At 71.5% G+C, this 26,279-nt stretch carries 22 protein-coding genes and 2 tRNA genes; 21 read left to right on the top strand and 3 right to left on the bottom strand.

Annotated features, from left to right (window positions below; translation table 11 throughout):
- Nucleotides 1-23 precede the first annotated feature (23 nt).
- From obgE to galE, 3 genes are all read left to right on the top strand, one after another.
- Nucleotides 24-1,481 carry a GTPase ObgE gene (gene obgE, locus OHS33_RS11935; RefSeq protein WP_330330368.1) on the top strand — a complete coding sequence of 486 codons (1,458 nt, stop codon included), beginning with the start codon at nt 24-26 and terminating at the stop codon, nt 1,479-1,481.
- 135 nt (nt 1,482-1,616) lie between these two features.
- Nucleotides 1,617-3,236 (top strand): glycosyltransferase family 2 protein, encoded by a 1,620-nt coding sequence (locus OHS33_RS11930; protein ID WP_330330367.1) that lies wholly within the window; start codon nt 1,617-1,619, stop codon nt 3,234-3,236.
- Nucleotides 3,237-3,252: 16 nt separating this feature from the next.
- Nucleotides 3,253-4,233 (top strand): UDP-glucose 4-epimerase GalE, encoded by a 981-nt coding sequence (gene galE / locus OHS33_RS11925; RefSeq protein ID WP_330330366.1) that lies wholly within the window; start codon nt 3,253-3,255, stop codon nt 4,231-4,233.
- A gap of 82 nt (nt 4,234-4,315) precedes the next feature.
- Here galE and OHS33_RS11920 read toward each other — a convergent pair whose 3' ends face one another.
- Nucleotides 4,316-5,503, bottom strand: coding sequence for a glycosyltransferase (locus OHS33_RS11920; RefSeq protein ID WP_330330365.1), 1,188 nt, complete (start codon nt 5,501-5,503; stop codon nt 4,316-4,318).
- The gene (locus OHS33_RS11915) at nt 5,500-8,370 is read right to left on the bottom strand and encodes a bifunctional glycosyltransferase/CDP-glycerol:glycerophosphate glycerophosphotransferase (protein WP_330330364.1); all 2,871 of its coding nucleotides are present in this window, start codon (nt 8,368-8,370) and stop codon (nt 5,500-5,502) included. The genes OHS33_RS11920 and OHS33_RS11915 overlap by 4 nt, the downstream gene beginning before the upstream one ends.
- 183 nt (nt 8,371-8,553) lie before the next feature.
- Here OHS33_RS11915 and OHS33_RS11910 point away from each other — a divergent pair, with 183 nt between their 5' ends.
- From OHS33_RS11910 to OHS33_RS11880, 7 genes are all read left to right on the top strand, one after another.
- Nucleotides 8,554-9,540 (top strand): glycosyltransferase family 2 protein, encoded by a 987-nt coding sequence (locus OHS33_RS11910; RefSeq protein ID WP_330330363.1) that lies wholly within the window; start codon nt 8,554-8,556, stop codon nt 9,538-9,540.
- Entirely contained in the window at nt 9,537-9,995 is a 459-nt protein-coding gene (locus tag OHS33_RS11905) for a GtrA family protein (protein ID WP_330330362.1), read from the top strand. The genes OHS33_RS11910 and OHS33_RS11905 overlap by 4 nt, the downstream gene beginning before the upstream one ends.
- 74 nt (nt 9,996-10,069) lie before the next feature.
- On the top strand, nt 10,070-11,197 hold the full coding sequence (gene proB, locus OHS33_RS11900; protein WP_330330361.1) for a glutamate 5-kinase: 1,128 nt from the start codon (nt 10,070-10,072) through the stop codon (nt 11,195-11,197).
- 13 nt (nt 11,198-11,210) lie between these two features.
- On the top strand, nt 11,211-11,714 hold the full coding sequence (locus tag OHS33_RS11895) for a hypothetical protein (RefSeq protein WP_443065286.1): 504 nt from the start codon (nt 11,211-11,213) through the stop codon (nt 11,712-11,714).
- A 126-nt stretch (nt 11,715-11,840) separates the two neighbouring features.
- Nucleotides 11,841-13,139, top strand: a complete 1,299-nt coding sequence (locus tag OHS33_RS11890) for a glutamate-5-semialdehyde dehydrogenase (RefSeq protein WP_330330359.1) — start codon at nt 11,841-11,843, stop codon at nt 13,137-13,139.
- A gap of 77 nt (nt 13,140-13,216) precedes the next feature.
- On the top strand, nt 13,217-13,795 hold the full coding sequence (locus OHS33_RS11885) for an SCO2584 family spore wall biosynthesis protein (RefSeq protein ID WP_330330358.1): 579 nt from the start codon (nt 13,217-13,219) through the stop codon (nt 13,793-13,795).
- Between the two features lie 86 nt (nt 13,796-13,881).
- Nucleotides 13,882-15,087 (top strand): SCO2583 family membrane protein, encoded by a 1,206-nt coding sequence (locus OHS33_RS11880; protein WP_330330357.1) that lies wholly within the window; start codon nt 13,882-13,884, stop codon nt 15,085-15,087.
- Here OHS33_RS11880 and OHS33_RS11875 read toward each other — a convergent pair.
- A complete protein-coding gene (locus OHS33_RS11875) occupies nt 15,071-16,228 on the bottom strand; it encodes a M48 family metallopeptidase (protein WP_330330356.1) in 1,158 nt (385 codons plus the stop codon). The genes OHS33_RS11880 and OHS33_RS11875 overlap by 17 nt on opposite strands.
- Nucleotides 16,229-16,368: 140 nt before the next feature.
- Between OHS33_RS11875 and OHS33_RS11870 the strand changes: the two genes are divergently transcribed.
- The 11 genes from OHS33_RS11870 (at nt 16,369) to OHS33_RS11820 (ending at nt 26,240) form a co-directional block, all read left to right on the top strand.
- Nucleotides 16,369-16,536, top strand: a complete 168-nt coding sequence (locus OHS33_RS11870; RefSeq protein WP_330330355.1) for a hypothetical protein — start codon at nt 16,369-16,371, stop codon at nt 16,534-16,536.
- Between the two features lie 77 nt (nt 16,537-16,613).
- A complete protein-coding gene (gene nadD / locus OHS33_RS11865; RefSeq protein WP_330330354.1) occupies nt 16,614-17,231 on the top strand; it encodes a nicotinate-nucleotide adenylyltransferase in 618 nt (205 codons plus the stop codon).
- Between the two features lie 30 nt (nt 17,232-17,261).
- Nucleotides 17,262-18,920, top strand: a complete 1,659-nt coding sequence (locus OHS33_RS11860) for an LCP family protein (RefSeq protein ID WP_330330353.1) — start codon at nt 17,262-17,264, stop codon at nt 18,918-18,920.
- A 141-nt stretch (nt 18,921-19,061) separates the two neighbouring features.
- Complete coding sequence (gene rsfS, locus OHS33_RS11855) at nt 19,062-19,508, top strand: ribosome silencing factor (RefSeq protein WP_330330352.1); 447 nt, start codon at nt 19,062-19,064, stop codon at nt 19,506-19,508.
- Nucleotides 19,509-19,513: 5 nt separating this feature from the next.
- Nucleotides 19,514-20,200 carry a histidine phosphatase family protein gene (locus OHS33_RS11850; protein WP_330335018.1) on the top strand — a complete coding sequence of 229 codons (687 nt, stop codon included), beginning with the start codon at nt 19,514-19,516 and terminating at the stop codon, nt 20,198-20,200.
- 157 nt (nt 20,201-20,357) lie between these two features.
- A tRNA-Ala gene (locus tag OHS33_RS11845) sits at nt 20,358-20,430 on the top strand.
- Nucleotides 20,431-20,562: 132 nt separating this feature from the next.
- Nucleotides 20,563-20,796 carry a hypothetical protein gene (locus OHS33_RS11840; protein ID WP_008738908.1) on the top strand — a complete coding sequence of 78 codons (234 nt, stop codon included), beginning with the start codon at nt 20,563-20,565 and terminating at the stop codon, nt 20,794-20,796.
- Between the two features lie 187 nt (nt 20,797-20,983).
- Nucleotides 20,984-21,056: transfer RNA gene (locus tag OHS33_RS11835), tRNA-Ala, on the top strand.
- Nucleotides 21,057-21,314: 258 nt separating this feature from the next.
- Nucleotides 21,315-24,188 carry a leucine--tRNA ligase gene (leuS, locus tag OHS33_RS11830; protein ID WP_330330351.1) on the top strand — a complete coding sequence of 958 codons (2,874 nt, stop codon included), beginning with the start codon at nt 21,315-21,317 and terminating at the stop codon, nt 24,186-24,188.
- Nucleotides 24,189-24,382: 194 nt separating this feature from the next.
- Entirely contained in the window at nt 24,383-25,114 is a 732-nt protein-coding gene (locus OHS33_RS11825; protein ID WP_330330350.1) for a hypothetical protein, read from the top strand.
- 280 nt (nt 25,115-25,394) lie between these two features.
- A complete protein-coding gene (locus OHS33_RS11820; protein WP_330330349.1) occupies nt 25,395-26,240 on the top strand; it encodes a DegV family protein in 846 nt (281 codons plus the stop codon).
- The last annotated feature ends 39 nt before the right edge of the window (nt 26,241-26,279 follow it).

The following is a 26,279-nucleotide window of genomic DNA, read 5'->3' as shown; positions in this document are numbered from 1 at the left end:
CGTATGTATCTGGAGGAACACCCATGACCACCTTCGTGGACCGCGTCGAGCTGCATGTCGCCGCGGGTAACGGGGGCCACGGCTGCGCCTCCGTTCACCGGGAGAAGTTCAAGCCGCTCGGCGGCCCCGACGGCGGAAACGGCGGCCGTGGCGGCGACGTGATCCTGGTGGTCGAGCAGGCGGTCACCACCCTGCTGGACTACCACCACAGCCCCCACCGCAAGGCCACCAACGGCCAGCCCGGCGCGGGCGACAACCGCTCCGGCAAGGACGGTACGGACCTGATCCTGCCCGTCCCGGACGGCACCGTCGTCCTCGACAAGGAGGGCAACGTCCTCGCCGACCTCGTCGGCCAGGGCACCACCTACGTCGCGGCCGAAGGCGGCCGTGGCGGCCTCGGCAACGCCGCGCTGTCCTCCGCCCGGCGCAAGGCCCCCGGCTTCGCGCTGCTCGGCGTGCCCGGCACCGGCGGCGACGTCATCCTGGAGCTGAAGACCGTCGCCGACGTGGCGCTCGTCGGCTTCCCGAGCGCGGGCAAGTCCTCGCTCATCTCGGTGCTCTCCGCGGCCAAGCCGAAGATCGCCGACTACCCCTTCACCACCCTGGTCCCCAACCTCGGCGTGGTCACCGCGGGCTCGACGGTCTACACGATCGCCGACGTCCCGGGCCTCATCCCGGGCGCCAGCCAGGGCCGCGGCCTCGGCCTGGAGTTCCTGCGCCACGTCGAGCGCTGCTCGATCCTCGTGCACGTGCTGGACACCGCCACCCTGGAGTCCGACCGCGACCCGCTCGCCGACCTCGACGCCATCGAGAACGAGCTCAAGCTCTACGGCGGCGGCCTGGAGAAGCGTCCGCGCCTCGTCGTCCTGAACAAGGTCGACATCCCGGACGGCCAGGACCTCGCCGAGATGGTCCGCCCGGACCTGGAGGCCCGCGGCTACAAGGTCTTCGAGGTCTCCGCGGTCGCCCGCACGGGCCTGAAGGAGCTGTCCTACTTCCTCGCCGAGGTCATCGCGAAGGCCCGCGCCCGCAAGCCGAAGGAGGAGGCGACCCGTGTCGTCATCCGCCCGAAGGCCGTGGACGACTCCGGCTTCACCATCACCTACGACGAGGTCGAGGACGTCTACAAGGTCCGCGGCGAGAAGCCCGAGCGCTGGGTCCGCCAGACCGACTTCAACAACGACGAGGCCGTCGGCTACCTCGCCGACCGCCTCAACCGCCTCGGCGTCGAGGACGGGCTGCGCAAGGCCGGTGCCCGCGCCGGTGACGGCGTGGCGATCGGCTCCGACGAGAACGCGGTCGTCTTCGACTGGGAGCCGACCATGATGGCCGGCGCCGAGATGCTGGGCCGCCGCGGCGAGGACCACCGTCTGGAGGCCCCGCGTCCGGCGGCGACCCGCCGCCGCGACAAGGAAGCCGAGCGCGGCGACACGGCGCAGCAGGAGTACGACGAGTTCCGCCAGAACCAGACCGGCGCCTGACCGCAGGCAGCAGGCAGCAGGCCCGCGTGCAGTGAGAGCCCCCGCAGGGGTCCCGTCAGGGACCTTTGCGGGGGCTTTCGCCTGGAGTGGGACGGTACCGGTCACCCCTCCCCGGACGTCCCATAGGATCCTGGGGTGAGCAGCAGCAACACTCCCCGCGTCTCCGTCGTGGTCATCGCGTACAACGACGCCGCGCTCGTGGGCGAAGCCGTCGCCTCGGCGCTCGCCCAGGGCCCCGTGGTGGGCGAGGTCATCGCGGTCGACGACGCGTCCGCCGACGGCACCGGCAAGGTGCTGGACGAGCTGGCCGCCGTACACCCGCGCCTGAAGGTCGTGCACCGCACCGGGAACAGCGGGGGCTGCGGCACGCCGCGCAACGACGGGATCGCGGCCGCCACCCTGCCCTACGTGCTCTTCCTCGACAGCGACGACGTGCTGCCCCCGGGGGCGGCCGCGGCCCTGGTCCGGGGCGCCGAGGAGCACCGCGCGCCCGTGACCGTCGGCGCGTGCGTACGGCGCGAGCTGCCGCAGGGCCACGACGTGCCGTGGATGCCCGGACTGCACACCCCCGGCGAGGTCATCGAGCGCCCCGCGGACCGGCCCGGTCTGGTCCGCGACACCCTGTGCGTCAACAAGCTGTACGAGCGGTCCTTCCTGGACGAGCACGCGATCCGATTCCCCGACGGCCGCTTCGTCTACGAGGACTTCGTCTTCACCGCCCGCGTCCTGGCCGCCGCCCCCCGCATCGCGGTCGTCCCCGAGCTGGTCTACGTCTGGCACGTGCGCCGCGCCGCCGCCCGGGTGTCCATCTCCCTGGACCGCAAGGACGTCGGGAACTGGGCGTCCCGGGTCGAGGCCCACCGCGCCGCCGCCGCGGTCCTCGCCGCCGCCGACCCCGCCCTCGGCCTCGCCTGCCAGGTGAAGTTCCTGGAGTACGACCTGCGCATGTACCTGCGGGAGCTGGGCACCGACCCCGGCTACCAGGCCGCCTGGTGGACCCTGACCCGGGACTACGTCGCCGGGTTCGACGAGGCCGCCACCCGGGCGGCCGGGGCCCGGGCCCGCTGGATCGTCCGCGTCCTCGCCGCCACCCCGGCGCCGCCCGCCGACGTCCGGCGCCTGACCCGCTTCGCCGCCGAACCGCCGCGGCTGCTGCCCCCGTACGCCCGTGACGCCGACGGCGCCCCGGTGTGGAGCGAGGAGACCCCCGCGGTCCTCGACGGGCTGGCCGAGCTGCCCGTCGCCGAGCTGCCCGTGACCGTCGACGCGGAACCGGCCGGCGGCGGCGCACGTCTTTCCCTGCGTGTCCACGACCTGTACGGGCGCCTCGCCGAGGCCGCGCCCCGCACCGCGCAGCTGCGGTTCGTGCCGCGCGCGGGCGGCGAACCGGTCGTGGTCCCGGCGGTCGACCTGCGCCCCGACGGCGCGGACGGCTGGAGCGCCGAACTGCCCTTCCGGCTCGCCGCGCTGGCCGCGACGGGCCGCCGCAGGGGCCTGCGCGGGATCCAGGCCTGGGACGTCAGGGTGAGCGTGGAGTGCGCCGACGGCAGCTCCCTGCTCACCTCCCTGCGCCCCCTCGGCGACCTGCTGCGGCGCCGCGCGCTGCTCAGCGGCCGGTACGGTGTTCTGCTGACGCAGCCCTACCGCACGGCCGCCGGATCGCTCGCGCTGCGGCTCGCGCCCGGCGCGGAGGGCGCCGCCACCTTCGTACGCAACCGCCTCGACCGCGCCCGTCCGGGGCGCCGGTCACGCTAGAGCTCGGGAGATACGCATGACGTTTCTGATCACCGGAGGCGCCGGTTACATCGGCGCACACGTCGTCCGCGCGATGCTGCGCGCCGGTGAGGAGGTCGTCGTCCTGGACGACCTGTCCACGGGCGACGCCGACCGCGTCCCGGAGGGCGTTCCACTGGTGATCGGTTCCGTTCTGGACCGCCTCGTCCTCGACGAGACCTTCCAGCAGTACGACATCACCGGCGTGGTGCACCTGGCGGGCAAGAAGCAGGTCGGCGAGTCCGTCGAGAAGCCGATGCACTACTACCACGAGAACGTCCAGGGCCTCACGGTCCTCCTGGAGGCGGTCGCCGCCGCCGGGGTCCGCAGCTTCCTCTTCTCCTCCTCCGCCTCCGTCTACGGCATGCCCGACGTGGACCTGGTCACCGAGGAGACCCCCTGCGCCCCGCTGAGCCCCTACGGCGAGACCAAGCTGGCCGGGGAGTGGCTGGTCCGCGCCGCGGGCCGGGCGCACGGCATCTCCACCGCCTGCCTGCGCTACTTCAACGTGGCGGGCGCGGCCACCCCCGAACTCGCCGACACCGGCGTCTACAACCTGGTCCCGATGGTCTTCGAGCGCTACGACGCCGGTCAGGGCGCCCGGATCTTCGGCGACGACTACCCGACCCCGGACGGCACCTGCATCCGCGACTACATCCACGTCGAGGACCTGGCCGACGCCCACCTCGCGGCCGCGCGCAAGCTCGCCGAGTGGGCGGCCCGGGGCGAGTACCGGGACCTCACCGTCAACATCGGGCGCGGCGAGGGCGTCTCCGTACGGGAGATGGTCGAGCTGCTGAACGAGAACACCGGGCACGACATCGCGCCCGTCGTCACCCCGCGCCGCCCCGGCGACCCGGCGAAGGTCGTGGCCTCGGCCGACCGGATCGCGGCGGAGCTGGGCTGGAAGGCCCGCCACGACGTCCGCGAGATGATCACCTCGGCGTGGGCGGGCTGGGAAGCGCACCGCAAGAGCTGAGCGGCAGGCTACGTACGAAGCCGCCCGCCCCGGTGTTCCTGTCCCGGGGCGGGCGGCTTCGTACGTACGGCGGGCGGGCCGGTCAGCGCTCCAGGAACGCGAACAGCTTCTCCCACCGGTCGGTGATCTCGGCGCTGGAGTAGCGGCGCACGCTCTGGAAGGCGGCGTCGCCCATCCGGTCGCGCAGCTCCTTGTCCGCCATCAGCAGGCGCAGGTGCCCGGCCAGTTCCATGGTGTTGCCGAGGCGCGCGAGCAGCCCGTCCTCGCCGTGCGTGACGATCGCCCGTACGCCCGGCGCGCAGTCGAAGGCGGCGCAGGGCACGCCCGCCGCCATCGCCTCCAGCAGGGTGATCGGGAACCCCTCGGCCCGCGAGGCCTGGGCGAAGACCGAGGCCCCGCGCAGGGCGCCCAGCACGTCGTTCGTGCTGCCCATCCACTCGACCGAGTCGTCCAGCCCGAGCGAGGTGCAGCGCTCGCGCAGCATCTGCGCGTCCACGCCCGCGCCGTAGATCCGCAGGGTCCAGTCGGGGTGCTGCGGGACGGCGTCCGCCCAGGCGTCGAGGAGCAGGTCGACGCCCTTCTCGTCGGCGAGGCGGCCCACGCAGGCGACGACCTTCTCGGTGCGCGGGGCCGGGGTGTCCGGCATGAAGGGCAGCGGGTTGGGCATGCTGCCCACGTTCTGCATCCCGGACCGGATCCAGAGGTCCGCGTCCTCGGGGGTCAGCACCAGCATCCGGTCCACATCGCGGTAGTGGCGCCGGACCCGGGCCGCGCGGGTGGACTTGTGGCTGGCCTCGAAGGACTCGTGGCTCATCCCGATGAGGGTGAGCCCCTTGGTGTCGCTGAGCCCCACCCACTCCATCGCCCACACCTGGGTGACGATCACGACCGCGCCCGGCCGGGCGGCCCGGAACAGGGCGCTGAGCTGCTCGGCCTTCGCCCGCATCCCGGCCCGGCGGGCGGCCTGGCGCCGCCGCTCGGGTGCGTTGAGGCGGCCCTTGATGCCGTGCAGCCGGCGGGCCGCGGGCGGGTGGCTCTCGTACAGCGTGGTCGTGGCGTACGGCAGGTCCGCCGGGAGCTGCTGGCGGATCTCCTCGGCGACCGGGGCGATGCCGACGACGTGCACCCGGTGGCCGCGGCCGGTGAGGAGCCCGGCCATCTGGTGCGACCAGGTGGTCACCCCGCCCAGCTCGTCCACGCTGTTGGAGACGATGAAGACGTCCCGTCCGCCGTCCGTCACCGGCCCGGCCCCGACGCTCTGCTGGCTCACTTGCCACCCCTGGTGAAGAACTTCTCGACGATCTGGCGGGCCGCGTCCCCGCGGTCGTACTCACCGAACTCGGTGAGGAACCGGGCGCGGGCCTCCGCGTACTTGGCGTCCGCCTCCTCGAAGGCGCCCAGCGCCTGCAGGAGTTCGTCCGCGGTGGCCACGACCGGGCCCGGTGCCTTCTCCTTCAGGTCGAAGTACGTGCCGCGGATGTCCGTCGCGTACTTCTCGTAGTCGTAGGCGAAGAACAGCATCGGCCGGTCGAGGACGGCGTAGTCGAACATCACGGACGAGTAGTCGGTGATCAGGGCGTCGGCCAGCTCCAGCAGCGGGGTGATGTCGTGCCTGCGGGACACGTCGATCACCCGGCCCGCCACCGACGGGGGCAGCGAGACGCTGTTGAGGTAGTGCGTGCGCACCAGCAGCGTGAAGCGGTCGCCGAGCCGGTCCGCGAACTCCTCCACGTCGAAGGGGAACGCGAAGCCCTCCACCGCGCCGTCCGCGTTCGCCCGGAAGGTCGGCGCGTACAGGAGCACCTTCTTGTCCGGGTCGATGCCCAGCTCCGCGGCGATCGGACCGCGCACCCGCTCCCCGCTGCCGGCCTCGGCGCGGTGCGCCGCGACCAGGGCGTCGTTGCGCGGATATCCGGTGCGCAGCAGGACCTCGTCGCGCAGCCGGAAGCCCTTGGCGAGGGTGCGGGTGTCGTGCTCCGAGCGGATCAGGAAGTGGTCGAAACGGTCCACCGCCTTCTGGAACTTGGCCTGCCCGGCGCGCCCCTGCGCCTTGGTGCGCGGTTCGTGGAAGCCCATCCGCTTGAGCGCGGAGCCGTGCCAGGTCTGGATGTACGTCGTCCCCGGCCGCTTGGTGAGCGCGAGCGGGAAGCCCTGGTTGTCGATCCAGTACTCAGCCTGGGCCAGCGCCCGCAGGTAGGGCCAGCTCCAGCGCTTGACCAGGGTGGCCTCCTTGGGGAAGCCGGTGGGGCGGGCGCCCGCGTAGGACCACACCGCCTCGAAGGCGACGCCCTGGCGGACCATCTCCTCGTAGATCGCCTTGGGGCTGTCGCTGTACTGCTTGCCCATGTGGCTCTCGAAGACGACCGTGCCCTTCTTGATGGGCAGCTTCGAGAAGACCTCGTGGTAGATCTTCACCTTCTGCTCGCCGGAACCGATGTTCCGGCGGGCCCGCAGTGCCTTGCGCAGTCCCCGCTTGACCACGCCGGCGGCCTTGCCGTGTATGGCGTTGTTGATCAGGTTCTGGGTGCGGACGGCGGCGGCGCCCTCCGCGGTCAGGACGTAGGAGAGGTTGCCCTTCTTGGTGATCTCCGGCTCGAAGCGGTCGGAGACCAGCCGGGTCAGCCGGGGGCGCACGCGCAGGGCGGTCGCCGACTCCAGGTCGACGTCGCCGACCGAGACCCGGGTGGAGATGCGGTCCCCGCCGGCCTTCATCTTGAGCCGGACGTCCCAGACGGCGTCGATGATGCCGAGCGGGCGCACGGTCGAGCCGATGTCGGCCGTCGCGGTCCACTCGATCGTGTCACCGGCGTGGCGCACGGTTGCCACCGGGAAGCGGAAGGACCGCACCCCGATCTGCCGCCGGGCCCGGAACTCCAGCTCGGCGCTCAGCTCCGCGTCGGCCGGGATCCGGCCGAGCGGGTTCACGACGGCGCCGGACACGGTGACCGTGCCGCGGCCGTCGTCCTCGTACGAGGTGAGCCGGTTGCCCAGGGTGAGGGAGGTCAGGGGAGTGGTGTGGAAGCCCTGGTCGGTGACGTCCAGTATCCGGCGGCCCTCGGCGTCGTCGAGGTGCTCGGCGCACCAGTAGACCCGCCCGTCGCGCTCCGCCAGCGGGGAGGACAGCCGCCCCTTGTTCGTCATGGCGTCCGCGGCCGAGAGCAGGTTGTCCCAGTCCTCCTGGCCCAGCAGGTACGCGCAGATCGCCTGGAGGGCGGTGACGTGCTCGTAGGCGACCGGGTCGATGCCCGCGAGGTAGCCGTTGGCCAGCCGGGCGAACTCCTGGCGGTAGTCGTCGTCGAGCAGCCGCAGGTCGCGCAGGTGCAGCACCAGGTCGTGCTTGAGGAACTTGGCGTCCTTGGCGGACTTGATCTGGTCGTGGCCCTTGCTCGCGAGCAGTTCGTCGACCCGGCGGTGGATCTCCATCCGGTGGACGAAGTTCGCGATCTCGTGGCGCCGGTTGCTGATCGACTTGGCGGCGGCCTTCTCGACCACGTTCCAGAAGTAGACCTGGTTGGGGATCAGCGTGATCCGGCGGGCCGCGACGTACGCCTGCGCCGAGAACAGCAGGTCCTCGTAGTGGATCCCGACCGGGAACTCCAGCCCCTGCTCCAGCAGGAACGCGCGGCGGTAGCACTTGTTCGTCGAGAGGGTGTCGTAGACCAGCAGGTCCGGGTACTCGGTGATCGACTCCAGGGTGCGGGTGCGGGAGTAGATCCAGGGGTACCACTCGGTCGTCTTGCCGAACCGGTTGTCCAGGTGGACCCGGACGCACATGCCGGAGACCAGGTCGGAACCGGTCCGCTCGGCGGCGTCGAGCATGTTGCGGCAGGCGTTGCGCTCCAGGACGTCGTCGCTGTCCAGGAACATGACGTAGGTACCGGTCGCCTGCTGGATGCCGTGATTGCGCGGGGCTCCGCAGCCACCGCTGTTCTCGGGCAGCCGGAACGCCCGGACCCGGCCCGGATGGGCCGCTTCCAGTTCCTGGGCGATCGCGAAGGACCGGTCCTTGCTGCAGTCGTCCACGATCACGACTTCGACTCCGGCCAGAGTCTGGTCCAGAACCGACCGCACCGCTGTCGGCAGACGCTCTGCGTCGTTGTAGACGATGACGACCACGGAGACGTCAGGCACGTGCACCTCGATCTTGTTGTTCCATTCCGCCCCCGGACTCCGTCCGGAGGGACCCCCACCAGTTCAAAGCTACCGTGTACCGCACTCACCTCAGGCAGGCCTCCCGGCGGCGTGCATACTTCTAAGGAAGAGGTGGGCGTCGGGTCCGGGAGCCGACAATCACCCGTTCGGACCCAGCAGGAAGTGTTCATGACGAAGCTGTCCGTAGTGGTTCCCTGCTACAACGAAGAAGCGGTCATCGACAGCTTCGACACCGAGATCCGCAGGGTCCTGGATGCCCTCCCCGTCGAGTACGAGGTCTGCTACGTCGACGACGGCAGCCGTGACGGCACGCTGGAGAAGCTCCGCAAGATCGCCGCCGCGCACGGTGAACAGACCCGGTACGTCTCCTTCAGCCGCAACTTCGGCAAGGAGGCCGGCATGCTCGCCGGCCTGCGCGAGACCACCGGCGACGCCGTCGTGATCATGGACGCGGACCTCCAGCACCCGCCGGACCTCATCGCGACCATGCTCGACTACTACCGGCAGGGCCACGACCAGATCATCGCCCGGCGCACCCGCGAGGGCGACAAGAAGCTGCGCAGCGCCCTGAGCCGGATCTACTACCGCGGCATCAACCGCTGGGTCGACGTGGAGCTGGCCGACGGGGTCGGCGACTTCCGGCTGCTGTCCCGCCCCGCCGTGGACGCCCTGCTCTCGCTGCCCGAGTACAACCGCTTCTCCAAGGGCCTCTTCTCCTGGATCGGCTTCGACACCGTCCACTTCGACTACCGCAACGCGCAGCGCGAGGCGGGCGAGACGAAGTGGAAGCTCGGGTCCCTGCTGAACTACGGCATGGACGGCCTGATCTCCTTCAACAACCGGCCGCTGCGGATCGGGATCTGGGCGGGCGTGTCACTGGTCGCGCTGACCGCCCTCTACGCCCTGTGGATCACCGTCATGGCGATCACGAACGGCATCGACTCACCCGGTTACGTCACGCTCGTCGCCATCATCGTCGGCATCGGCGGCGTCCAGATGATCATGCTGGGCCTGATCGGCGAGTACATCGGGCGCATCTACTACGAGACCAAGCGCCGCCCGCACTTCCTCGTCAAGGAATCGCACGGCGTCGCCGTCGAACCGCCCCGCACGCCCGCCACGCCCCGTACGCCCCTGGAGCAGGACGCCCGATGAAGAGCCAGCTCGGCCAGATACTCCGCTTCGGCCTCGTCGGCGGGGTGAACACCGGCACCTTCTTCGTGCTGTACCTGCTGCTGCACCCGCACATGCCGTACTTCGCCGCCTACTCGCTGGCCTTCGTGCTGGCGATGGTCGGCTCGTTCTTCATGAACACCTACTTCACCTACCGCACCAAGCCCACCTGGAAGAAGTTCCTGCTCTTCCCGCTCACGAACATCACCAACTACGTGATCCAGTCCGTGGGCCTGCTCCTCCTGGTGGACTGGGCCGGCATGAACGAGAAGATCGCGCCGCTGGTCGCCGCCGTCATCGCGATCCCCTTCACCTACGTGATCTCGCGGCGCATCCTGATCCCCGGCGCGGACCCCGCTCCCGCCGCGGACCCCTCGGCCGGGAACCCCTCGGCCGGGGCGGAGAGGCCCGCCGCCTCGCCCGCGTCCACGCTCTGAAACCCGCGGGCACGGCCGGGAGGCCACCCCGTAGATTGAGGCCCGTACATCGGGCAAGGGGCAAGGGGACAGACGTGTCAGCGGCAAGGCAGGGCGTGGCCGACGCCCGCAGGATCGTGGTCAAGGTCGGCTCCTCCTCGCTCACCACCGCGGCGGGCGGGCTGGACGCCGACCGGGTGGACGCCCTGGTCGACGTACTCGCCAAGGCCCGCAGCGGCGGCGAGAAGGAGATCGTGCTGGTCTCCAGCGGTGCGATCGCCGCCGGCCTCTCCCCGCTCGGACTGCGCCGCCGCCCCAAGGACCTGGCCCGCCAGCAGGCCGCCGCCAGCGTCGGCCAGGGCCTGCTCGTCGCCCGCTACACCGCCTCCTTCGCGCGCTACGGCGTCCGCGTCGGCCAGGTGCTGCTGACCACCGACGACACCAGCAGGCGCGCCCACTACCGCAACGCCTACCGCACCCTGGACCAGCTCCTCGCGATGGGCGCCCTGCCCGTCGTCAACGAGAACGACACTGTCGCCACCGACGAGATCCGCTTCGGCGACAACGACCGGCTGGCGGCCCTCGTCGCCCACCTGGTCCGCGCCGACCTCCTGGTCCTCCTCTCCGACGTCGACGGGCTCTACGACGGCGACCCCGCCCTCCCCGGCACCACCCGCATCGACGAGGTGCGCGGCCCCGAGGACATCGCGCACGTCACCATCGGCAGCGCGGGCAAGGCGGGCGTCGGCACCGGCGGCATGGTCACCAAGGTCGAAGCCGCGCGGATCGCCGCGGCCGCGGGCATCCCCGTGGTCCTGACCTCCGCCAGCCAGGCCGCCGACGCCCTCGCGGGCGGCGGGACCGGCACCCACTTCCACGCCACGGGCCGCCGCTCCACCGACCGCCTCCTGTGGCTCCAGCACGCCTCCGCCCCCCAGGGCCACCTGGTCCTGGACGACGGCGCGGTCCGCGCGGTCCGCGAACGCGGCAGCTCCCTGCTGCCCGCGGGCATCGCCTCGGTCGAGGGCGACTTCATCGCGGGGGATCCGGTCGAACTCAGGGACGCGCGCGGCCGCGCCGTCGCCCGGGGACTCGTCAACTTCGACGCGAAGGAACTGCCCCTGCTGCTGGGCCGCTCCACCAAGGAACTGGCGCGCGAGCTGGGGCCGGAGTACGAGCGCGAGGTCGTCCACCGGGACGATCTGGTGCTGCTCCAGGACTGAGCCCGCGGGACCGATGTTGGGCAAAACCACCGCGCGGCCGGTCGGGGACTGGTCAACTGTGAGGGGCGGACACGCGGAGCGCGCAGACAGGAGGCGGCTGGTGAGACGAGCGCTGACCAGCGTCGGCTCGGGCGACCGCGACGGAGCGGAGTCCGGGTACGGCGACGAGCGGGACGACTCCCGGCTGTGGCACATCACCCTCAGCGTCTCCGGCAAGCCGGTCCCGCTGTCCGAGGTCCGGCGCGGCCTGGAACAGCTGGCCCACGACCACCCCTTCCTGCTGACCAGCCGGTACGCCGACGACCACGCGGAGATCCGGTACTGGGAGGAAGCCCGCGACCTCCACGACGCGGCCGCCGTCGCCCTGCGGCTGTGGGGCGAACACCGCTCCTCGGCGAAGCTCCCCGCCTGGGAGATCGTCGGCCTGGAGGTCATCGACCGCGCCACCTACCACCAACGCGTCGCAGAAGGCTACGGCCCACCCCCGGCCCACCCGGTCGGCGTCCACCCGTACTGACGCCCGCACCCCGCCCGGGGCGCCTCCGGCGGGCCCTCAAACGCCGGGCGGGCTGAAGGGCAGCGGACCCGTCTCGCGGGATGGAACCCCGGCCGTCAGCCGCCCCCCGGGGGCTACCCTGCACGCATGACCTCGCTCAACGACGCCACGACCGGCCCCGCCGAAGGCACAGGCACTGTCACCGCCACCGCCACCCGCGCCAAGACGGCCGCCGCCACCCTCGCCCCCCTCCCGCGGTCCGCCAAGGACACCGCGCTGCTGGCGATCGCGGACGCGCTGGAGGCCCGTACGGCCGAGATCATCGAGGCCAACGCCGTCGACACCGCCAAGGCCGCCGCCTCCGGCACCAGCGAGACCGTCATCGACCGCCTCACCCTCACCGAGGACCGCATCCGCGCGATCGCCGCCGACGTCCGGGACGTCGCCGCGCTGCCCGACCCGGTCGGCGAGGTCGTCCGCGGTTCGACCCTCCCCAACGGCATCGACCTGCGCCAGGTCCGCGTCCCGCTCGGCGTCGTCGGCATCATCTACGAGGCCCGCCCCAACGTCACCGTCGACGCCGCCGCCCTCTGCCTGAAGTCCGGCAACGCGGTCCTGCTCCGCGGCAGCTCCTCCGCCTACGCATCGAACACCGCCCTCGTCGCGATCCTGCGGGACGCGGTCGAGAGCGCGGGCCTGCCCGCCGACGCGGTCCAGCTGGTCCCCGGCGAGAGCCGCGACTCCGTCCGCGAGCTGATGCGCGCCCGCGGTCTCGTCGACGTCCTCATCCCGCGCGGCGGTGCCTCCCTCATCAAGACGGTCGTCGAGGAGTCCATCGTCCCGGTCATCGAGACCGGCACCGGCAACTGCCACGTCTACGTCGACGCGCAGGCCGACCTGGCCATGGCGGTGAACATCCTCGTCAACTCCAAGGCGCAGCGCCCCTCCGTCTGCAACTCCGCCGAGACGCTGCTGGTCCACCGCGACATCGCGCACGCCTTCCTCCCGCTGGCGCTGGACGCCCTCGCGGACGCCGGGGTGACCGTGCACGGCGACGGCGAGGTGCTCTCGTACGCCGAGGAGTCCAAGGTGACCGCGGTGCCCGCCACCGACGAGGACTGGGCCGCCGAGTACCTGTCCTACGACATCGCCGCGGGCGTCGTGGACTCCCTGGACGACGCCGTGGCCCACATCCGCCGCTGGACCTCCGGTCACACCGAGGCCATCGTCACCACCTCGCAGGCCGCCGCGCGCCGCTTCACCCAGCTGGTCGACTCGACCACGGTCGCCGTGAACGCGTCCACCCGGTTCACCGACGGTGGTCAGTTCGGGTTCGGTGCGGAGATCGGGATCTCCACCCAGAAGCTGCACGCCCGGGGCCCGATGGGGCTTCCGGAGCTGACCTCGACCAAGTACATCGTCACCGGTGACGGTCACGTACGGTAGTCGCCCCCCGCACCCCGCGTGGCCGGATTTCGGCGCAGGACCTGCCCAAAGCGGCCCCCCAGGTCTAGGCTGGCCCTGTGCCGGACGACGTGGGGGGCAAACCTTTCCCGGACGACGGGGAGCCCGACGACGACCGCGGAGGCGCGGATCAGGACTTCGCCTCCGTGGTGTTCGACGAGGACTTCGTCCGGAACGCCGAGATCCATGAACCGAGCGCCCTGGAGCGCCAGCGGGCGGCCGACCGGGCGCGCGCCGAGGCGGAGGCCCGCGCGGCCGCCGTCGCGGGCGGCTGGGCCACCGACGACGACGCCTTCGAGGGCCACGAGGGTTACCCGTACGGGTACGGGCCCGACGGCTACGGCCTCGACGAATCCGGGCGCGACTACGGCTACAGCTTTGGATACGGCCCGTACGGAGCCTACGGAGGCTCCCTGCGCCCGTACCGCGGCCGCTCCCGGTGGCTGCGTCCCGTCGCGTGGGTGCTCGCCGTCGTGATGGGCGTCGGCATGGTCACGCTCGCCTTCAGCGCCGTCTACCGCGGCGCCGCGGGCGACCCCGACCCGGCCCCGCACCCCGCTCCGGCGCCCGCCAGCACCCCACTGACGGAAGTCACCGGGTCCGGCGAGTTTACGCACCCCGTCGTTCGCCAACCCTGAAGGTACGACCCCTCTCACGCGCGTCCGGAATCCGGCGCGCATCCGGGTAGGGGGCTTCTCTGAAGCGGGGACAGCGGGGAGAAGCAATGGCCGTGCCAGGAGATCCACCCGACGGCACCCCCGAGGGCATCGGCGGGGGCGAGGACGAATTCCGGCCGGACGAGTACCGGTCGGTGGTGTTCGACGAGGACTTCGTCCGGGCTGCCCGGCTCCAGGAGTTCTCCGCCGAGGAACGCATGGGCGAGCACGCCCGGGCCGTGCGCAGCCGCTCCATGTGGTCCTCGGGCGCGCCCCGGGCAGTGGGCGGCGCCCCGGGCCGGGCCGCCCGCCAGGGGATGCTGCTCGTGCTGCTGATCGCCACGGCCTTCGGCGTCGCCGTCTACCTGGGCCTGAGCAATCCGTACGTGCCCCCGCCCCCGGGACGCGCCCAGCCGCTCACCGCCACGGTCGTCCCGCTGGCCCCCACCGCCACCGTGACCGGCGGCAAGCCCGCCGACCTGTACGCGAAGAGCCCGGCCGCCGACTACCGGGTGGGCGCGGCCGGGATCACCCTGCCCGCGGTGCGCCGCACCGAGCACTTCAGCGAGACGCAGGTGCTGACCGCCCTCGCCACCGCCAAGGACTACCTGGTGCAGTCCTCGCTCGACCCGGACGTGCTGAGCGGCACCGCCTCCCGGCCCGTGCGGGTGCTGCTGGACCCCGATCTGCTGGCCCAGTTCGACCGCAGCATGACCAACCCCACGGGGGACGGGCAGCACGCGGCCACCGGCTGGCTGGTCCGCTTCGACCCGGCCACCGCGGTGCTGGCCGACTCCCGGGTGCGGGTGAGCGGCACGCTGGGCTTCGAGGAGGTGGCGCCGGACGTGCTGGAGGTCACCACCGACCACACCTTCGTCTACACCGTCCGCGCGGCCGTCGCCGGGCCCGGGCTCGACAGCGCCTCGCTCTTCACGGTCCGGCGCGAGCTGCGCATGCGCTTCGACCGCGAGGACCTGCTGGCCCACCGGGCGGAGCTGCTGTCGGCCTATGTGATGGCCGGGCCGCAGGACTGCTCGGCGGACCCGGCCACCGGCTTCCGGCCGCTGCTCGCGGGGGCGGCCGCGACGACGGTGGGCCCGGCCGCGAGCGACCCGTACGCCAGCGGCAGGCCGCGCCGGACCTCCGGCCTGTGCGGGGTGCTGGCCCCGCCGACGGCGGCCCCGGCCGATCCGGCGTCCGATCCGGCGTCCGATCCGGCGTTCGCCCCGGCCGACCCGCCGCCTTCCGCGGCCGCGGTCAGCCCTGGTCCGTAGCCCCGCCCTTGCCGGTGTCGCGGCCCTCGCCGCCCGCGCCGCTCTCGCCGCCGTCGGCGTCCGGAGCATCCGTGGCGCCCGTGGTGTCCGCCGGGCCCTTGGCGCCCGGGGCCGCCGAGCCGCCGGTGAACTTGTCGCGCAGCATGCCGCCGAGGTCGCCCGCACCGCCCGCGATGTCGCCGACCAGCTTCATCAGCGGGTCCTTGCTGGTGCGCACCGCATCGGCGTAGTGCGCGGCGGACTGGCGGAAGGAGTCGGTCACCGAGGTGTCCTTGTCCTCCTCGCGGCGCGGGTAGTGACCGGCCATGATCCGCTGGAAGTCGCGGGTCTCGGACCACTTCTTCAGCTCCGCGGCCCGCACGGTGGTGAAGGGGTGCGTCCGCGGCAGCACATTGAGGATCTTCAGGACCGAGTCGCGCAGGTCACCGCTCGCGTCGTACTCCTCGGCCTGGGCGAGGAACGCGTCCACATTCATCTCGTGCAGGTGATTGCCGCCCGCGATCTTCATCAGGCCGCGCATCGAGGCCCGGACGTCCTGCCCGACCAGCAGCCCGGCCCGGTCCGCCGACAGCTCGGACTTGCGGAACCACTCCCGCAGCGCCGTGACGATCGCCATGATCGCCACATTGCCCAGCGGGATCCACGCCACCTTCAGCGCCAGGTTCGTCAGGAACAGCAGGATCGTGCGGTACACGGAGTGTCCCGACAGCGCGTGGCCCACCTCGTGGCCCACGACCGCCCGCATCTCCTCCTCGTCCAGCAGCTCCACGAGCCCCGTGGTGACCACGATGATCGGCTCGTCCAGCCCGATGCACATGGCATTGGGCTTGGGGTCCATCTGGACGTACATCTGCGGGACCTTCTCCAGGTCCAGGATGTAACAGGCGTCCAGCAGCATCGCGTGCAGGTGCGGGAACTGGGTCTCGCCCACCCGCACCGAGTCCGACAGGAACAGCAGCCGCAGGCTCCGCTCCGGAAGCAGCCCGCTGAGGGCCTTGAAGACGGTGTCGAACCCGCTCAGCTTGCGCAGGGCCACCAGGGCCGAGCGGTCCGCCGGATGCTCGTACGCCCGCGACGAGATACCGGGGAACCTCCTGCGGTCCCGGGCCGGTGCCTTCTCGAATGACGTGCCCTCTGTCATCGCGCTTCCCCCTCGATCCGCCTGCCGTGCGTGCCTCTATCCTCTCCAACGCCTGAGTCGGCGTGAGCGTGCCCCGGGCCCCCGCATACGATGTGAGCGAAGTCTCCGCCCGCTCCCCGACTCGATAGGTAACCAGCCTGATGAGCCTCCACTCCACCGCCCACAACCTGGTCCTCCTCGCCTCGGAGGGTGCCGGTGAGCACGCAAGCAACCACGACAGCCTCAACCCGTACCTGACGGGCGGCGGCGCCTTCTGCCTGCTGCTGCTCATGCTCTGGGTGACCACCCGCCTCAACCGCGACCGCTGAGCCGCACGCCCGGCCCGTCGCGCAGGTGCTCGAACCCGAGTCCTGGCCGCGCCACCGGGCCAGTAGGCTCTGCGCTCATGGGAGAGCAGGAAATGCCTACCGGCCCGGTCAAGCGCCGGCTCGGTGTGATGGGCGGGACATTCGACCCGATCCACCACGGACACCTGGTGGCCGCCAGCGAAGTGGCCGCCCTTTTCCACCTCGACGAGGTGATCTTCGTACCGACGGGCGAACCGTGGCAGAAGTCTCACGGGGCCGTCTCGGCCGCCGAGGACCGCTACCTGATGACGGTCATCGCCACGGCGTCGAACCCGCAGTTCTCGGTGAGCCGCATCGACATCGACCGCGGCGGACCGACGTACACCATCGACACCCTGAGGGACCTGCGCTCGCGCAATGACGACGCGGACCTGTTCTTCATCACGGGTGCCGACGCCCTCGCGCAGATCCTCACCTGGCGCGACGCCGAGGAGCTGTTCGCCCTCGCGCACTTCATCGGAGTGACCCGTCCGGGTCACGTGCTCACCGACGACGGCCTGCCCAAGGGCGGGGTCTCGCTGGTAGAGGTGCCCGCGCTGGCGATCTCGTCCACGGACTGCCGTGCGAGGGTGGTCCAGGGCGACCCCGTCTGGTACTTGGTGCCGGACGGTGTGGTGCGCTATATCGACAAGCGTGAGCTGTACCGGGGAGCCTGAGCTTCCGCTTCCGCAGAGAGGGGCCCCGCGGTGAACGACCGACAGGATCCGTACGACCGGGCCGATGCGTACGCAGCCCAGGAGCAGCAGCTCCTCGGCTACGACGCGTACGGGCAGCCGGTGTACGGCCCGGTGCCCGCTCAGCAGCCCGCGTACGACCAGCAGGCGCAGTACCAGCAGCCGGTCCAGCCGTACGGCCACCAGGGCTACGACCAGCAGCAACAGCAGCAGTACTACTACCCGCAGCAGCAAGAGCAACAACAGCAGCCGCAGCAGGTCCAGCAGACCCAGCAGACCCAGCAGACCCAGCAGTGGATCCCGCAGCAGAGCGCCCCCGAGCAGGCGCCGGCGCCCGAGCAGGCCCCCGAGCCCGCTCCGGGGCCGGTGTCCGCGCAGGTCCCCGAGCCGCGGCGGGCCGACGCGGACGGCTACCAGACCTCGCAGTTCGCCTTCATCGACCAGCCGGACGAGGACTCCGAGGACGTCATCGACTGGCTCAAGTTCACCGAGAGCCGGACCGAACGCCGCGAGGAGGCCCGCCGCCGGGGCAAGAACCGGGTGGTCGCGCTGATCGTCGTCCTCGCGCTCTTCGTCGTCGGGGGGCTCGGATACCTCTGGTACGCGGGCAAGCTGCCCTTCCTCGACGGGCCGGCGAAGGCGAAGGGCGCCGCGGCCGCCGCCGGGCCGCAGAAGCGCGACATGATCGTCGTCCACCTGCACAACACCAAGCGGGGCGGCACCTCCACCGCGCTGCTCGTCGACAACGTCACCACCCAGCGGGGCGCCACCGTCCTGCTCCCCAACACCCTCACCGTGCCCAAGGACGACGGCACCTCCACCCCCCTCGCCAAGTCGGTGGAAGAGGACGGTCTCGGCGGCACCCGCGAGGCCCTCGACACCATGCTCGGCACCCGCATCGGCGGCACCTGGCGCCTCGACACCCCCTTCCTGGAGCGGCTCGTCGAGCTGGAGAGCGGGATCGAGGTGGACACGGACGCAGCCGTCCCCGCCGACGACAAGGCCAAGACCCCCGCCGTCGCCCAGGGCCAGAAGCAGACCCTGAGCGGCCCCATGGCCGTCGCCTACGCCACCTACCGGGCGCAGGGCGAACCGGAGGCCAAGCAGCTGGAGCGCTTCGGCAAGGTCCTCTACGCCGTGCTGCGCAAGATGCCCAGCGACCCGGCGTCGGCCACGGTCACCGTGGAGACGCTCGCCCAGATCCTGGACCCCTCGCTGAACGAGAAGGCCCTCGGCAGCTCCCTGGCCAAGCTGGCCGAGCACGCCAAGACCGGCGCCTACCGCACCGACGTGCTCCCGGTGAAGGCCGACGGCGCCCTGACCGAGGAGGCGAACAAGACGGTGATCAAGGAGGTCCTGGGCGGCACCCTGACCGCCCCGAAGCCCGGCACGGCCCTGCGGGTCGGCCTGCGGGACGCCACCGGCAGCGAGAAGACCCAGCTCGCGGCCAAGGCGGCCCTGCTCAACGGCGGCTACGGCTACGTGGACGGCGGCAAGACCGCGGCGCCCCAGAGCACCTCGCAGATCACCTACCAGGACGACGCGCAGCGGGCGAAGGCGGTCGATGTGGCCAAGACGCTGGGGCTGCCCGAAACGGTGGTCAAGAAGGCCGAGAACGCGGTGAACGCGGACGTCGTGGTCACCCTGGGCAGGGACTACAAGGCCCCCTGAGCCCCCTCGATCACCCTTCATCACCCCGGGGGCACCGCCCCTGACCTGCGTTTCCGCCCGCGCCACGGCTTTGGCGCGGGCGGTGTCGGCGGTACATGAGACCCTTGTAAGGATCTGCCCGCCGACCCGAAAGCATGGCCAGTGACCGCCACGGACCGCTCCATCGAGCTCATCACCGCCGCCGCCCAGGCCGCGGCCGACCGGCTCGCGCACGACATCATCGCGTACGACGTCAGCGATGTGCTGTCGATCACCGACGCCTTCCTCCTCGCTTCGGCGCCCAACGACCGCCAGGTCAAGTCGATCGTCGACGAGATCGAGGAGAAGCTCCAGAAGGAGCTGGGCGCCAAGCCGGTGCGCCGCGAGGGCGACCGCGACGCCCGCTGGATCCTGCTCGACTACATCGACATCGTCGTCCACGTCCAGCACAGCGAGGAGCGGGTCTTCTACGCGCTGGAGCGCCTGTGGAAGGACTGCCCCGAGATCGACCTGCCCGAGGACGCCAAGCTCACCAAGGGCAAGGCCGAGGAGTACGCCGCGCTGCGTGCCGCGCAGGGCGACGACGAACTGGACGGTGATCTGTTCTGAGCACGATCGACACCGGCACGGGCGCCGGCACCGGTGGCGGTGGCAACGGCGGGAAGAACGCGGGCCGCAAGGTCGTCCTGTGGCGCCACGGCCAGACCGCCTGGAACCTGGAGCGCCGCTTCCAGGGCTCCACGGACATCGACCTGACCGAGGACGGTGTGGCGCAGGCGCGCCGCGCCGCCCGGCTGCTCGCCTCGCTGAAGCCGGAGGCCATCGTCGCCTCCGACCTCAATCGGGCCGCGGCGACGGCCGCGGAGCTGGCCGCCGTCACGGGCCTGTCCGTCGAGCACGACGCGGCGCTGCGCGAGACGTATGCGGGCGCCTGGCAGGGCCTGACGCACGAGGAGATCCTCGGGAAGTACGGCGAGCAGTACGCGGCGTGGAAGCGCGGCGAGCCCGTACGGCGCGGTGGCGGCGAACTGGAGACGGAGGTCGCCGACCGGGCGGCCCCGGTGGTCCTCAAGCACGTGGACCGGCTCTCCGACGGCGGCACCCTGGTCGTCGTCAGCCACGGCGGCACCATCCGCACCACCATCGGCCGTCTGCTCGGCCTGGAGCCGTACCACTGGGAGGGCCTCGGCGGGCTCTCCAACTGCTGCTGGTCCGTGCTCGGTGAGGGCGCGCGGGGCTGGCGGCTGCTGGAGCACAACGCCGGCACGCTCCCGGAACCGGTGCTCGGCGACGACGTCTGAGTCCTCGGCGACGACGTCTGAGGGTGCCCCCGAGGGCGTCACTGAAGGCGTCCCGGCGGCCCACCGGCCCGGATTTCACTTTCCGGCGGATCGCAGGCTAGAGTTCTTCTTGTTCGCAGCGCAGAACACCGGAGACGGGGGGAGCGCAGCGGAGAGCGGGGCTATAGCTCAGTTGGTAGAGCGCCTGCATGGCATGCAGGAGGTCTGGAGTTCAATTCTCCATAGCTCCACAATCAGGATCCCGTCCCCAACAGGGGGCGGGATCCTTGCTTTTGTCCCTGCTGCCCCGCCGCCACCGGCATGGCAGAATCGGACGGCCGGAGGGGAGAGGGCGGCCCCTGGCGGGAGGGAGTCGCTGACGGATGGGTGCACACCGGCGCCGGTGCGACTGGTGCAACAACGGCACGCCGATCGTGCGGGACATGGACCCGGTCAACCCCGACTACCAGTACTGGTGCGAGGAATGCGCGCGGGCGCTGATCATAAAAGGCGACCCGATCGAGACGTACCGGGAACTCGAAGGCGAGCCGATCTACGGCCGGCTCCTCGACGAACACTGCACGCTCAAGCGCTTCTACCAGTTCGCGAGGGCGTGACCCCGGGGCGCGAAGCGCGGCCCTGGGGCGGGTGGACCGGGCGGCTCCGGGACCCGGCCGGAACCGATTTTTGGACCAGGGCCATCACCGTGTAATGTTTGGGACGTCGCCAAGGGGAACCGCGAGGAACACCGAGGCGGCGGGCAGTACAGAAGCAGTGCAGAGCAGTACAGAAGCAGTACCGCAAGGGGCTATAGCTCAGTTGGTAGAGCGCCTGCATGGCATGCAGGAGGTCTGGAGTTCAATTCTCCATAGCTCCACAGTGAAGAGAAGCGGGTCACCCGGATCGGGTGGCCCGCTTCTCGTTGTGCCCACCCCGCGGCACGGCCGAGCGGGCGTCGGGGCCCCTGCGGTACCCTGACGCCATGCGTGCCGTACGCCTTCTGCTTACCGAGCCGCGCTGAACAGGGCCGACCTTCGAAACGGTCGGCATCGGCGCGGCGCCCCCTCCTGTGCGAGGGGTTTTTTCGTTTGGGCAGGCAGAGACGGCAGAGACGATCGATGGAGCTTCAGAAAACATGAGCGAGACGAACACCACGGCCCCCGAGGCGGCCGAGGCGCACCGCTACACGGCTGCCATGGCCGCCGACATCGAGGCACGCTGGCAGGACGTATGGGACGCGGAGGGGACCTACGAGGCCCCCAACCCGACCGGTGACCTGGCCGGGGACGCGGCCGTGGTCGCGCGCCCCAAGAAGTTCATCATGGACATGTTCCCGTACCCCTCCGGCGCGGGCCTGCACGTCGGCCACCCGCTGGGGTACATCGCCACCGACGTCTACGCCCGGCACCAGCGGATGACCGGCCACAACGTCCTGCACACCCTGGGCTTCGACGCCTTCGGCCTGCCGGCCGAGCAGTACGCCGTGCAGACCGGAACGCACCCGCGCGTGTCGACCGAGGCGAACATCGAGAACATGAAGGTCCAGCTGCGCCGCCTGGGCCTGGGCCACGACAAGCGCCGGTCCTTCGAGACGATCGACCCGGACTACTACAAGTGGACCCAGTGGATCTTCCTGCAGATCTACAACTCCTGGTACGACGCCGAGGCGAAGACGGCCCGCCCGATCGCCGAGCTGGTCGCCGCCTTCGAGGACGGCTCCCGTGAGGTTCCCGGAGGCCGCCCCTGGGCCGCGCTGACCGCCGGCGAGCGTGCCGACGTACTGAACGAGTACCGGCTGGCGTACGCCTCGGACGCGCCGGTGAACTGGTGCCCCGGGCTGGGCACCGTACTGGCCAACGAGGAGGTCACCGCCGACGGCCGGTCCGAGCGCGGCAACTTCCCCGTCTTCAAGGCCAAGCTGAGCCAGTGGAACATGCGGATCACCGCCTACGCGGACCGCCTGCTGGACGACCTGGACGCGCTGGACTGGCCCGAGGCCATCAAGCTGCAGCAGCGCAACTGGATCGGCCGCAGCGAGGGCGCGCGCGTCGACTTCGCGGTCGGCGACGGCGAGGCCATCACCGTCTTCACCACCCGCCCCGACACGCTGTTCGGCGCCACCTACATGGTGCTGGCGCCCGAGCACGAGCTGGTCGGGAAGATCGTCCCGGCCGAGTGGCCCGAGGGCACCCACCAGCTGTGGACCGGCGGCAACGCGACCCCCGGCGAGGCCGTGGACGCGTACCGCAGGCAGGCCGCCTCGAAGTCGGACGTCGAACGGCAGGCGGAGGCCAAGGACAAGACCGGTGTCTTCACCGGCGCGTACGCGACCAACCCGGTCAGCGGCGACCAGGTCCCCGTCTTCATCGCGGACTACGTGCTGATGGGCTACGGCACCGGCGCGATCATGGCCGTCCCGGCGCACGACAGCCGCGACTTCGCCTTCGCGCGCGCCTTCGAGCTGCCGATGCGCTGCGTCGTCGCGCCCACGGACGACCGCGACGCGGACCCGCTGGAGTGGGAGGACGCCTTCTCCTCGTACGACGGCACCATCGTCAACTCGACCGGCGAGGGCGTCTCCCTGGACGGCCTGGGCGTGGTCGAGGCGAAGGCCGCGATCACCGACTGGCTGGCCGGACGCGGCATCGGCGAGGGGACCATCAACTTCCGGCTGCGCGACTGGCTGTTCAGCCGCCAGCGCTACTGGGGCGAGCCCTTCCCGATCGTCTACGACGAGGACGGCGTCGCGCACCCGCTGCCCGAGTCGATGCTGCCGCTGGAACTGCCCGAGGTCGAGGACTACTCGCCGCGGACCTTCGAGGCCGACGACGCGACCTCCAAGCCGGAGACCCCGCTGTCGCGCAACGAAGCGTGGGTCAACGTGGAGCTGGACCTGGGCGACGGGCGCGGAGTGCGCTCGTACCGCCGCGAGACCAACACCATGCCGAACTGGGCCGGTTCCTGCTGGTACGAGCTGCGCTACCTGGACCCGAACAACTCCGAGGCGCTGGTCGACCCGGCGATCGAGCAGTACTGGATGGGCCCGCGCGAGGGCGCGCCGCACGGCGGCGTCGACCTGTACGTCGGCGGCGCCGAGCACGCGGTGCTGCACCTGCTGTACGCGCGCTTCTGGTCGAAGGTGCTGTTCGACCTGGGGCACGTCTCCTCGGCGGAGCCGTTCCACAAGCTGTTCAACCAGGGCATGATCCAGGCGTACGCCTACACCGACTCGCGCGGTGTGTACGTACCGGCGGCCGAGGTCGAGGAGCGCGACGGCGGCTACTTCTACCAGGGCGAGCGCGTCAAGCGCGAGCACGGCAAGATGGGCAAGTCCCTGAAGAACGCCGTCACCCCGGACGAGATCTGCGAGGAGTACGGCGCGGACACGCTGCGCCTGTACGAGATGGCGATGGGTCCGCTGGACGTCTCGCGTCCGTGGGACACGCGGGCCGTGGTCGGCCAGTACCGGCTGCTGCAGCGTCTGTGGCGCAACATCGTCGACGAGGAGACGGGCACGGTCACCGTGGTCGACGCCGAGCCGGCCGAGGACACCCTGCGTCCGCTGCACAAGGCGATCGACGGGGTGGGCGGCGACCTGGCCGGACTGCGGTTCAACACGGCCATCGCGAAGATCACCGAGCTGAACAACGCCCTGACCAAGGCCGGCCGCCCGCTGGAGCGCACGGTCGCCGAGCAGCTGGTGCTGCTGGTGGCGCCGCTGGCTCCGCACGTCGCGGAGGAGCTGTGGCACCGGCTGGGCCACGCGGAGTCGGTCGTCCACCAGGACTTCCCGGTCGCCGACCCGGCGTACGTCGTGGACGAGAGCGTGACCTGCGTCGTGCAGGTCAAGGGCAAGGTCAAGGCCCGCCTGGAGGTGCCGCCGACGATCTCGGACGCGGACCTGGAGCAGCTGGCGGTGACCGACGCGGGCGTGGTCGAGGCGCTGGGCGGGGCCGAGATCCGCAAGGTGATCGTGCGTGCGCCGAAGCTGGTGAACATCGTCATCTGAGGCCGCGGGAGCGCGTTCTGAGAGTGTTCTGAGCGCGGTCTAGGGGTCATCCCGTACGGGCAGGTTGGGGGTTCGATTGGAACCCCTGGCCTGCCCGTGGCGTTTACGGTGGGAGGACGAAGACGTCGTGGTCGAAGTCGCCTTCGTGGTCGTAGTCGTAGTCGTAGTCGTAGTCGTAGGGGAAAGGGAACCTCATGGAGGCCGCGTTGATCATCATGGCCCTGATGGTGCTGTTCACCTTCCTGGGGTTGGGTGCGTGGGTCACCGTGAAGGTGGTCGGGGCGGCCAAGCGCGGCGTCGACCGGACGATCACGCAGGCCCGCCGGACCGTCGAGGACACCAGCCTGAAGGCGCGCAGCTTCGGCCAGGTCGGGGTGGCCGGTGCGCTCGCCCAGATGCGGCTGGACCTGCGGATGTCGATGAGGTCCACGCAGCAGGCCCTCTACCAGGGCGTGCAGACGGACGCCTCGCTCAAGGAGTCGATCGGCCTGTTCGAGCGGCTCAGCGCCCACGGGCACGAGCTGGACGACGAACTCAAGCTGCTGGAGCAGGAACCGGACAAGAAGCGGATCGCGGAGCGGCTGCCGGAGCTGCGGGAGCGCGCCGAGCGGGTCACGCAGGCGGCGGACTCCCTGCGCTGGGCCGCGCGCGACCGGGCCCGCCGGTTCGCGCAGGACGACCTGAGCGTGCTGTCGGCGCAGATCGAGGTCGAGTCGGGGGCGCTGCGGGACTGGTCCCGCGAGTCGGTGGACGACCTGGTGGGGGACCCGTCGGGGGACCGGTCCGGGGACCTGCCCGGGTGGGCGGCCGCGCCGCCCGCAGCCGCCCCTGCTCCCGCCCCGGGCCCGGCGGCTGCGCTGCCGAAGGCCGCGGCGCGGACCGCGTACCCGTGGAACAAGGCCGCGCGGCCGGAGACGACCACCTGAGCGGAGCTTGAGCCCCGCTCGGCCCCGGCTCGGGGTGGGGGCGTGTCCTGGGCGGGCTCGGCTTCCGTGTCCCGGGCGGTGCCGATCCGTTCCGGGCGGTGCCGGTCCGGGGTCTCGCTCGGTGGTTCCCTTACGCCCGTGTTTCGGCCCGGGGAGGGCTGGGCAGGCCCCGCGAGGTGCCGGCCGGCGGACCCTCGGTCGGCCGCCGGGCGACATGGCAGGACGAGCCGGTGGTGGACCGGGCTGCCGGACTCCGCCCGCTGCCGGTACCCTCCGGCTCATGTCCCGCCATGTCGCGATCATCACCGATTCCACGGCCTACCTGCCCCAACAGGCGATGGCGCGGCACGGAATCACCGCCGTGCCGCTGACCGTGGTCCTCGGCGACGAGGCCCTCGAAGAGGGCACGGAAATCTCGGCCCGCAGCCTCGCCCTGGCCCTGCAGAAGCGCCGCTCGGTCACCACCTCCCGGCCCAGCCCGGAGGAGTTCGTCCGGGCCTACCAGGCCGCCGCGGACGCCGGTGCGCGCGCGATCGTGAGCCTGCACCTCTCCGCCGAGTTCTCCGGGACCTACGACGCCGCCGTGGTGGCGGCCCGGACGGCCCCCGTGCCGGTCCGGGTGGTCGACACCGGGATGGTGGCCATGGCCCTCGGTTTCTGCGCCCTCGCCGCCGCCGAGGTCGCCGACGCGGAGGGCTCCCTCGACGAGGCGGTGGCCGCCGCCGAGAAGCGGGCGGCGGGCATGTCGGCGTACTTCTACGTCGACACCCTCGACTATCTGCGCCGCGGCGGCCGCATCGGCGCGGCCCAGGCCCTGCTGGGCTCGGCGCTCGCCGTCAAACCGCTGCTCACGCTGGAGGGCGGGCGCATCGAGATGCTGGAGAAGGTGCGTACGGCGTCCAAGGCCATCGCCCGCCTGGAAGAGCTGGCGGTGGAGCGTGCCGGATCGGGCGCCGTGGACGTGGCCGTGCACCACCTCGCGGCCCCGGAGCGCGCCCAGAAGCTGGCGGACCGGCTCCGCGAGCGGATTCCGGGCCTGGTGGAGCTGCACGTCAGCGAGGTCGGTGCGGTGATCGGCGCACACACCGGGCCGGGGCTGCTGGCGGCGGTCATTTCGCCGCGCTGACTCCTCGCGGGCCCTCGTAGGGGTGACGGAGTTTTCCAC

The sequence above is a fragment of the Streptomyces sp. NBC_00536 genome (assembly GCF_036346295.1).
Classification (GTDB): Bacteria; Actinomycetota; Actinomycetes; order Streptomycetales; family Streptomycetaceae; genus Streptomyces.
This window is presented reverse-complemented; position numbering and strand designations above follow the sequence as displayed.

What these genes read in the sequence shown, in the direction of transcription:
- obgE (WP_330330368.1), top strand. Translation starts at nt 24, where the DNA reads ATGACCACCTTCGTGGACCGCGTCGAGCTGCATGTCGCCGCGGGTAAC.
- galE (WP_330330366.1), top strand. Translation starts at nt 3,253, where the DNA reads ATGACGTTTCTGATCACCGGAGGCGCCGGTTACATCGGCGCACACGTC.
- OHS33_RS11910 (WP_330330363.1), top strand. Translation starts at nt 8,554, where the DNA reads ATGACGAAGCTGTCCGTAGTGGTTCCCTGCTACAACGAAGAAGCGGTC.
- OHS33_RS11905 (WP_330330362.1), top strand. Translation starts at nt 9,537, where the DNA reads ATGAAGAGCCAGCTCGGCCAGATACTCCGCTTCGGCCTCGTCGGCGGG.
- OHS33_RS11895 (WP_443065286.1), top strand. Translation starts at nt 11,211, where the DNA reads ATGTTGGGCAAAACCACCGCGCGGCCGGTCGGGGACTGGTCAACTGTG.
- OHS33_RS11890 (WP_330330359.1), top strand. Translation starts at nt 11,841, where the DNA reads ATGACCTCGCTCAACGACGCCACGACCGGCCCCGCCGAAGGCACAGGC.
- OHS33_RS11880 (WP_330330357.1), top strand. Translation starts at nt 13,882, where the DNA reads ATGGCCGTGCCAGGAGATCCACCCGACGGCACCCCCGAGGGCATCGGC.
- OHS33_RS11875 (WP_330330356.1), bottom strand. Translation starts at nt 16,228, where the DNA reads ATGACAGAGGGCACGTCATTCGAGAAGGCACCGGCCCGGGACCGCAGG.
- OHS33_RS11870 (WP_330330355.1), top strand. Translation starts at nt 16,369, where the DNA reads ATGAGCCTCCACTCCACCGCCCACAACCTGGTCCTCCTCGCCTCGGAG.
- nadD (WP_330330354.1), top strand. Translation starts at nt 16,614, where the DNA reads ATGGGAGAGCAGGAAATGCCTACCGGCCCGGTCAAGCGCCGGCTCGGT.
- OHS33_RS11840 (WP_008738908.1), top strand. Translation starts at nt 20,563, where the DNA reads ATGGGTGCACACCGGCGCCGGTGCGACTGGTGCAACAACGGCACGCCG.
- leuS (WP_330330351.1), top strand. Translation starts at nt 21,315, where the DNA reads ATGAGCGAGACGAACACCACGGCCCCCGAGGCGGCCGAGGCGCACCGC.
- OHS33_RS11825 (WP_330330350.1), top strand. Translation starts at nt 24,383, where the DNA reads ATGGAGGCCGCGTTGATCATCATGGCCCTGATGGTGCTGTTCACCTTC.
- OHS33_RS11820 (WP_330330349.1), top strand. Translation starts at nt 25,395, where the DNA reads ATGTCCCGCCATGTCGCGATCATCACCGATTCCACGGCCTACCTGCCC.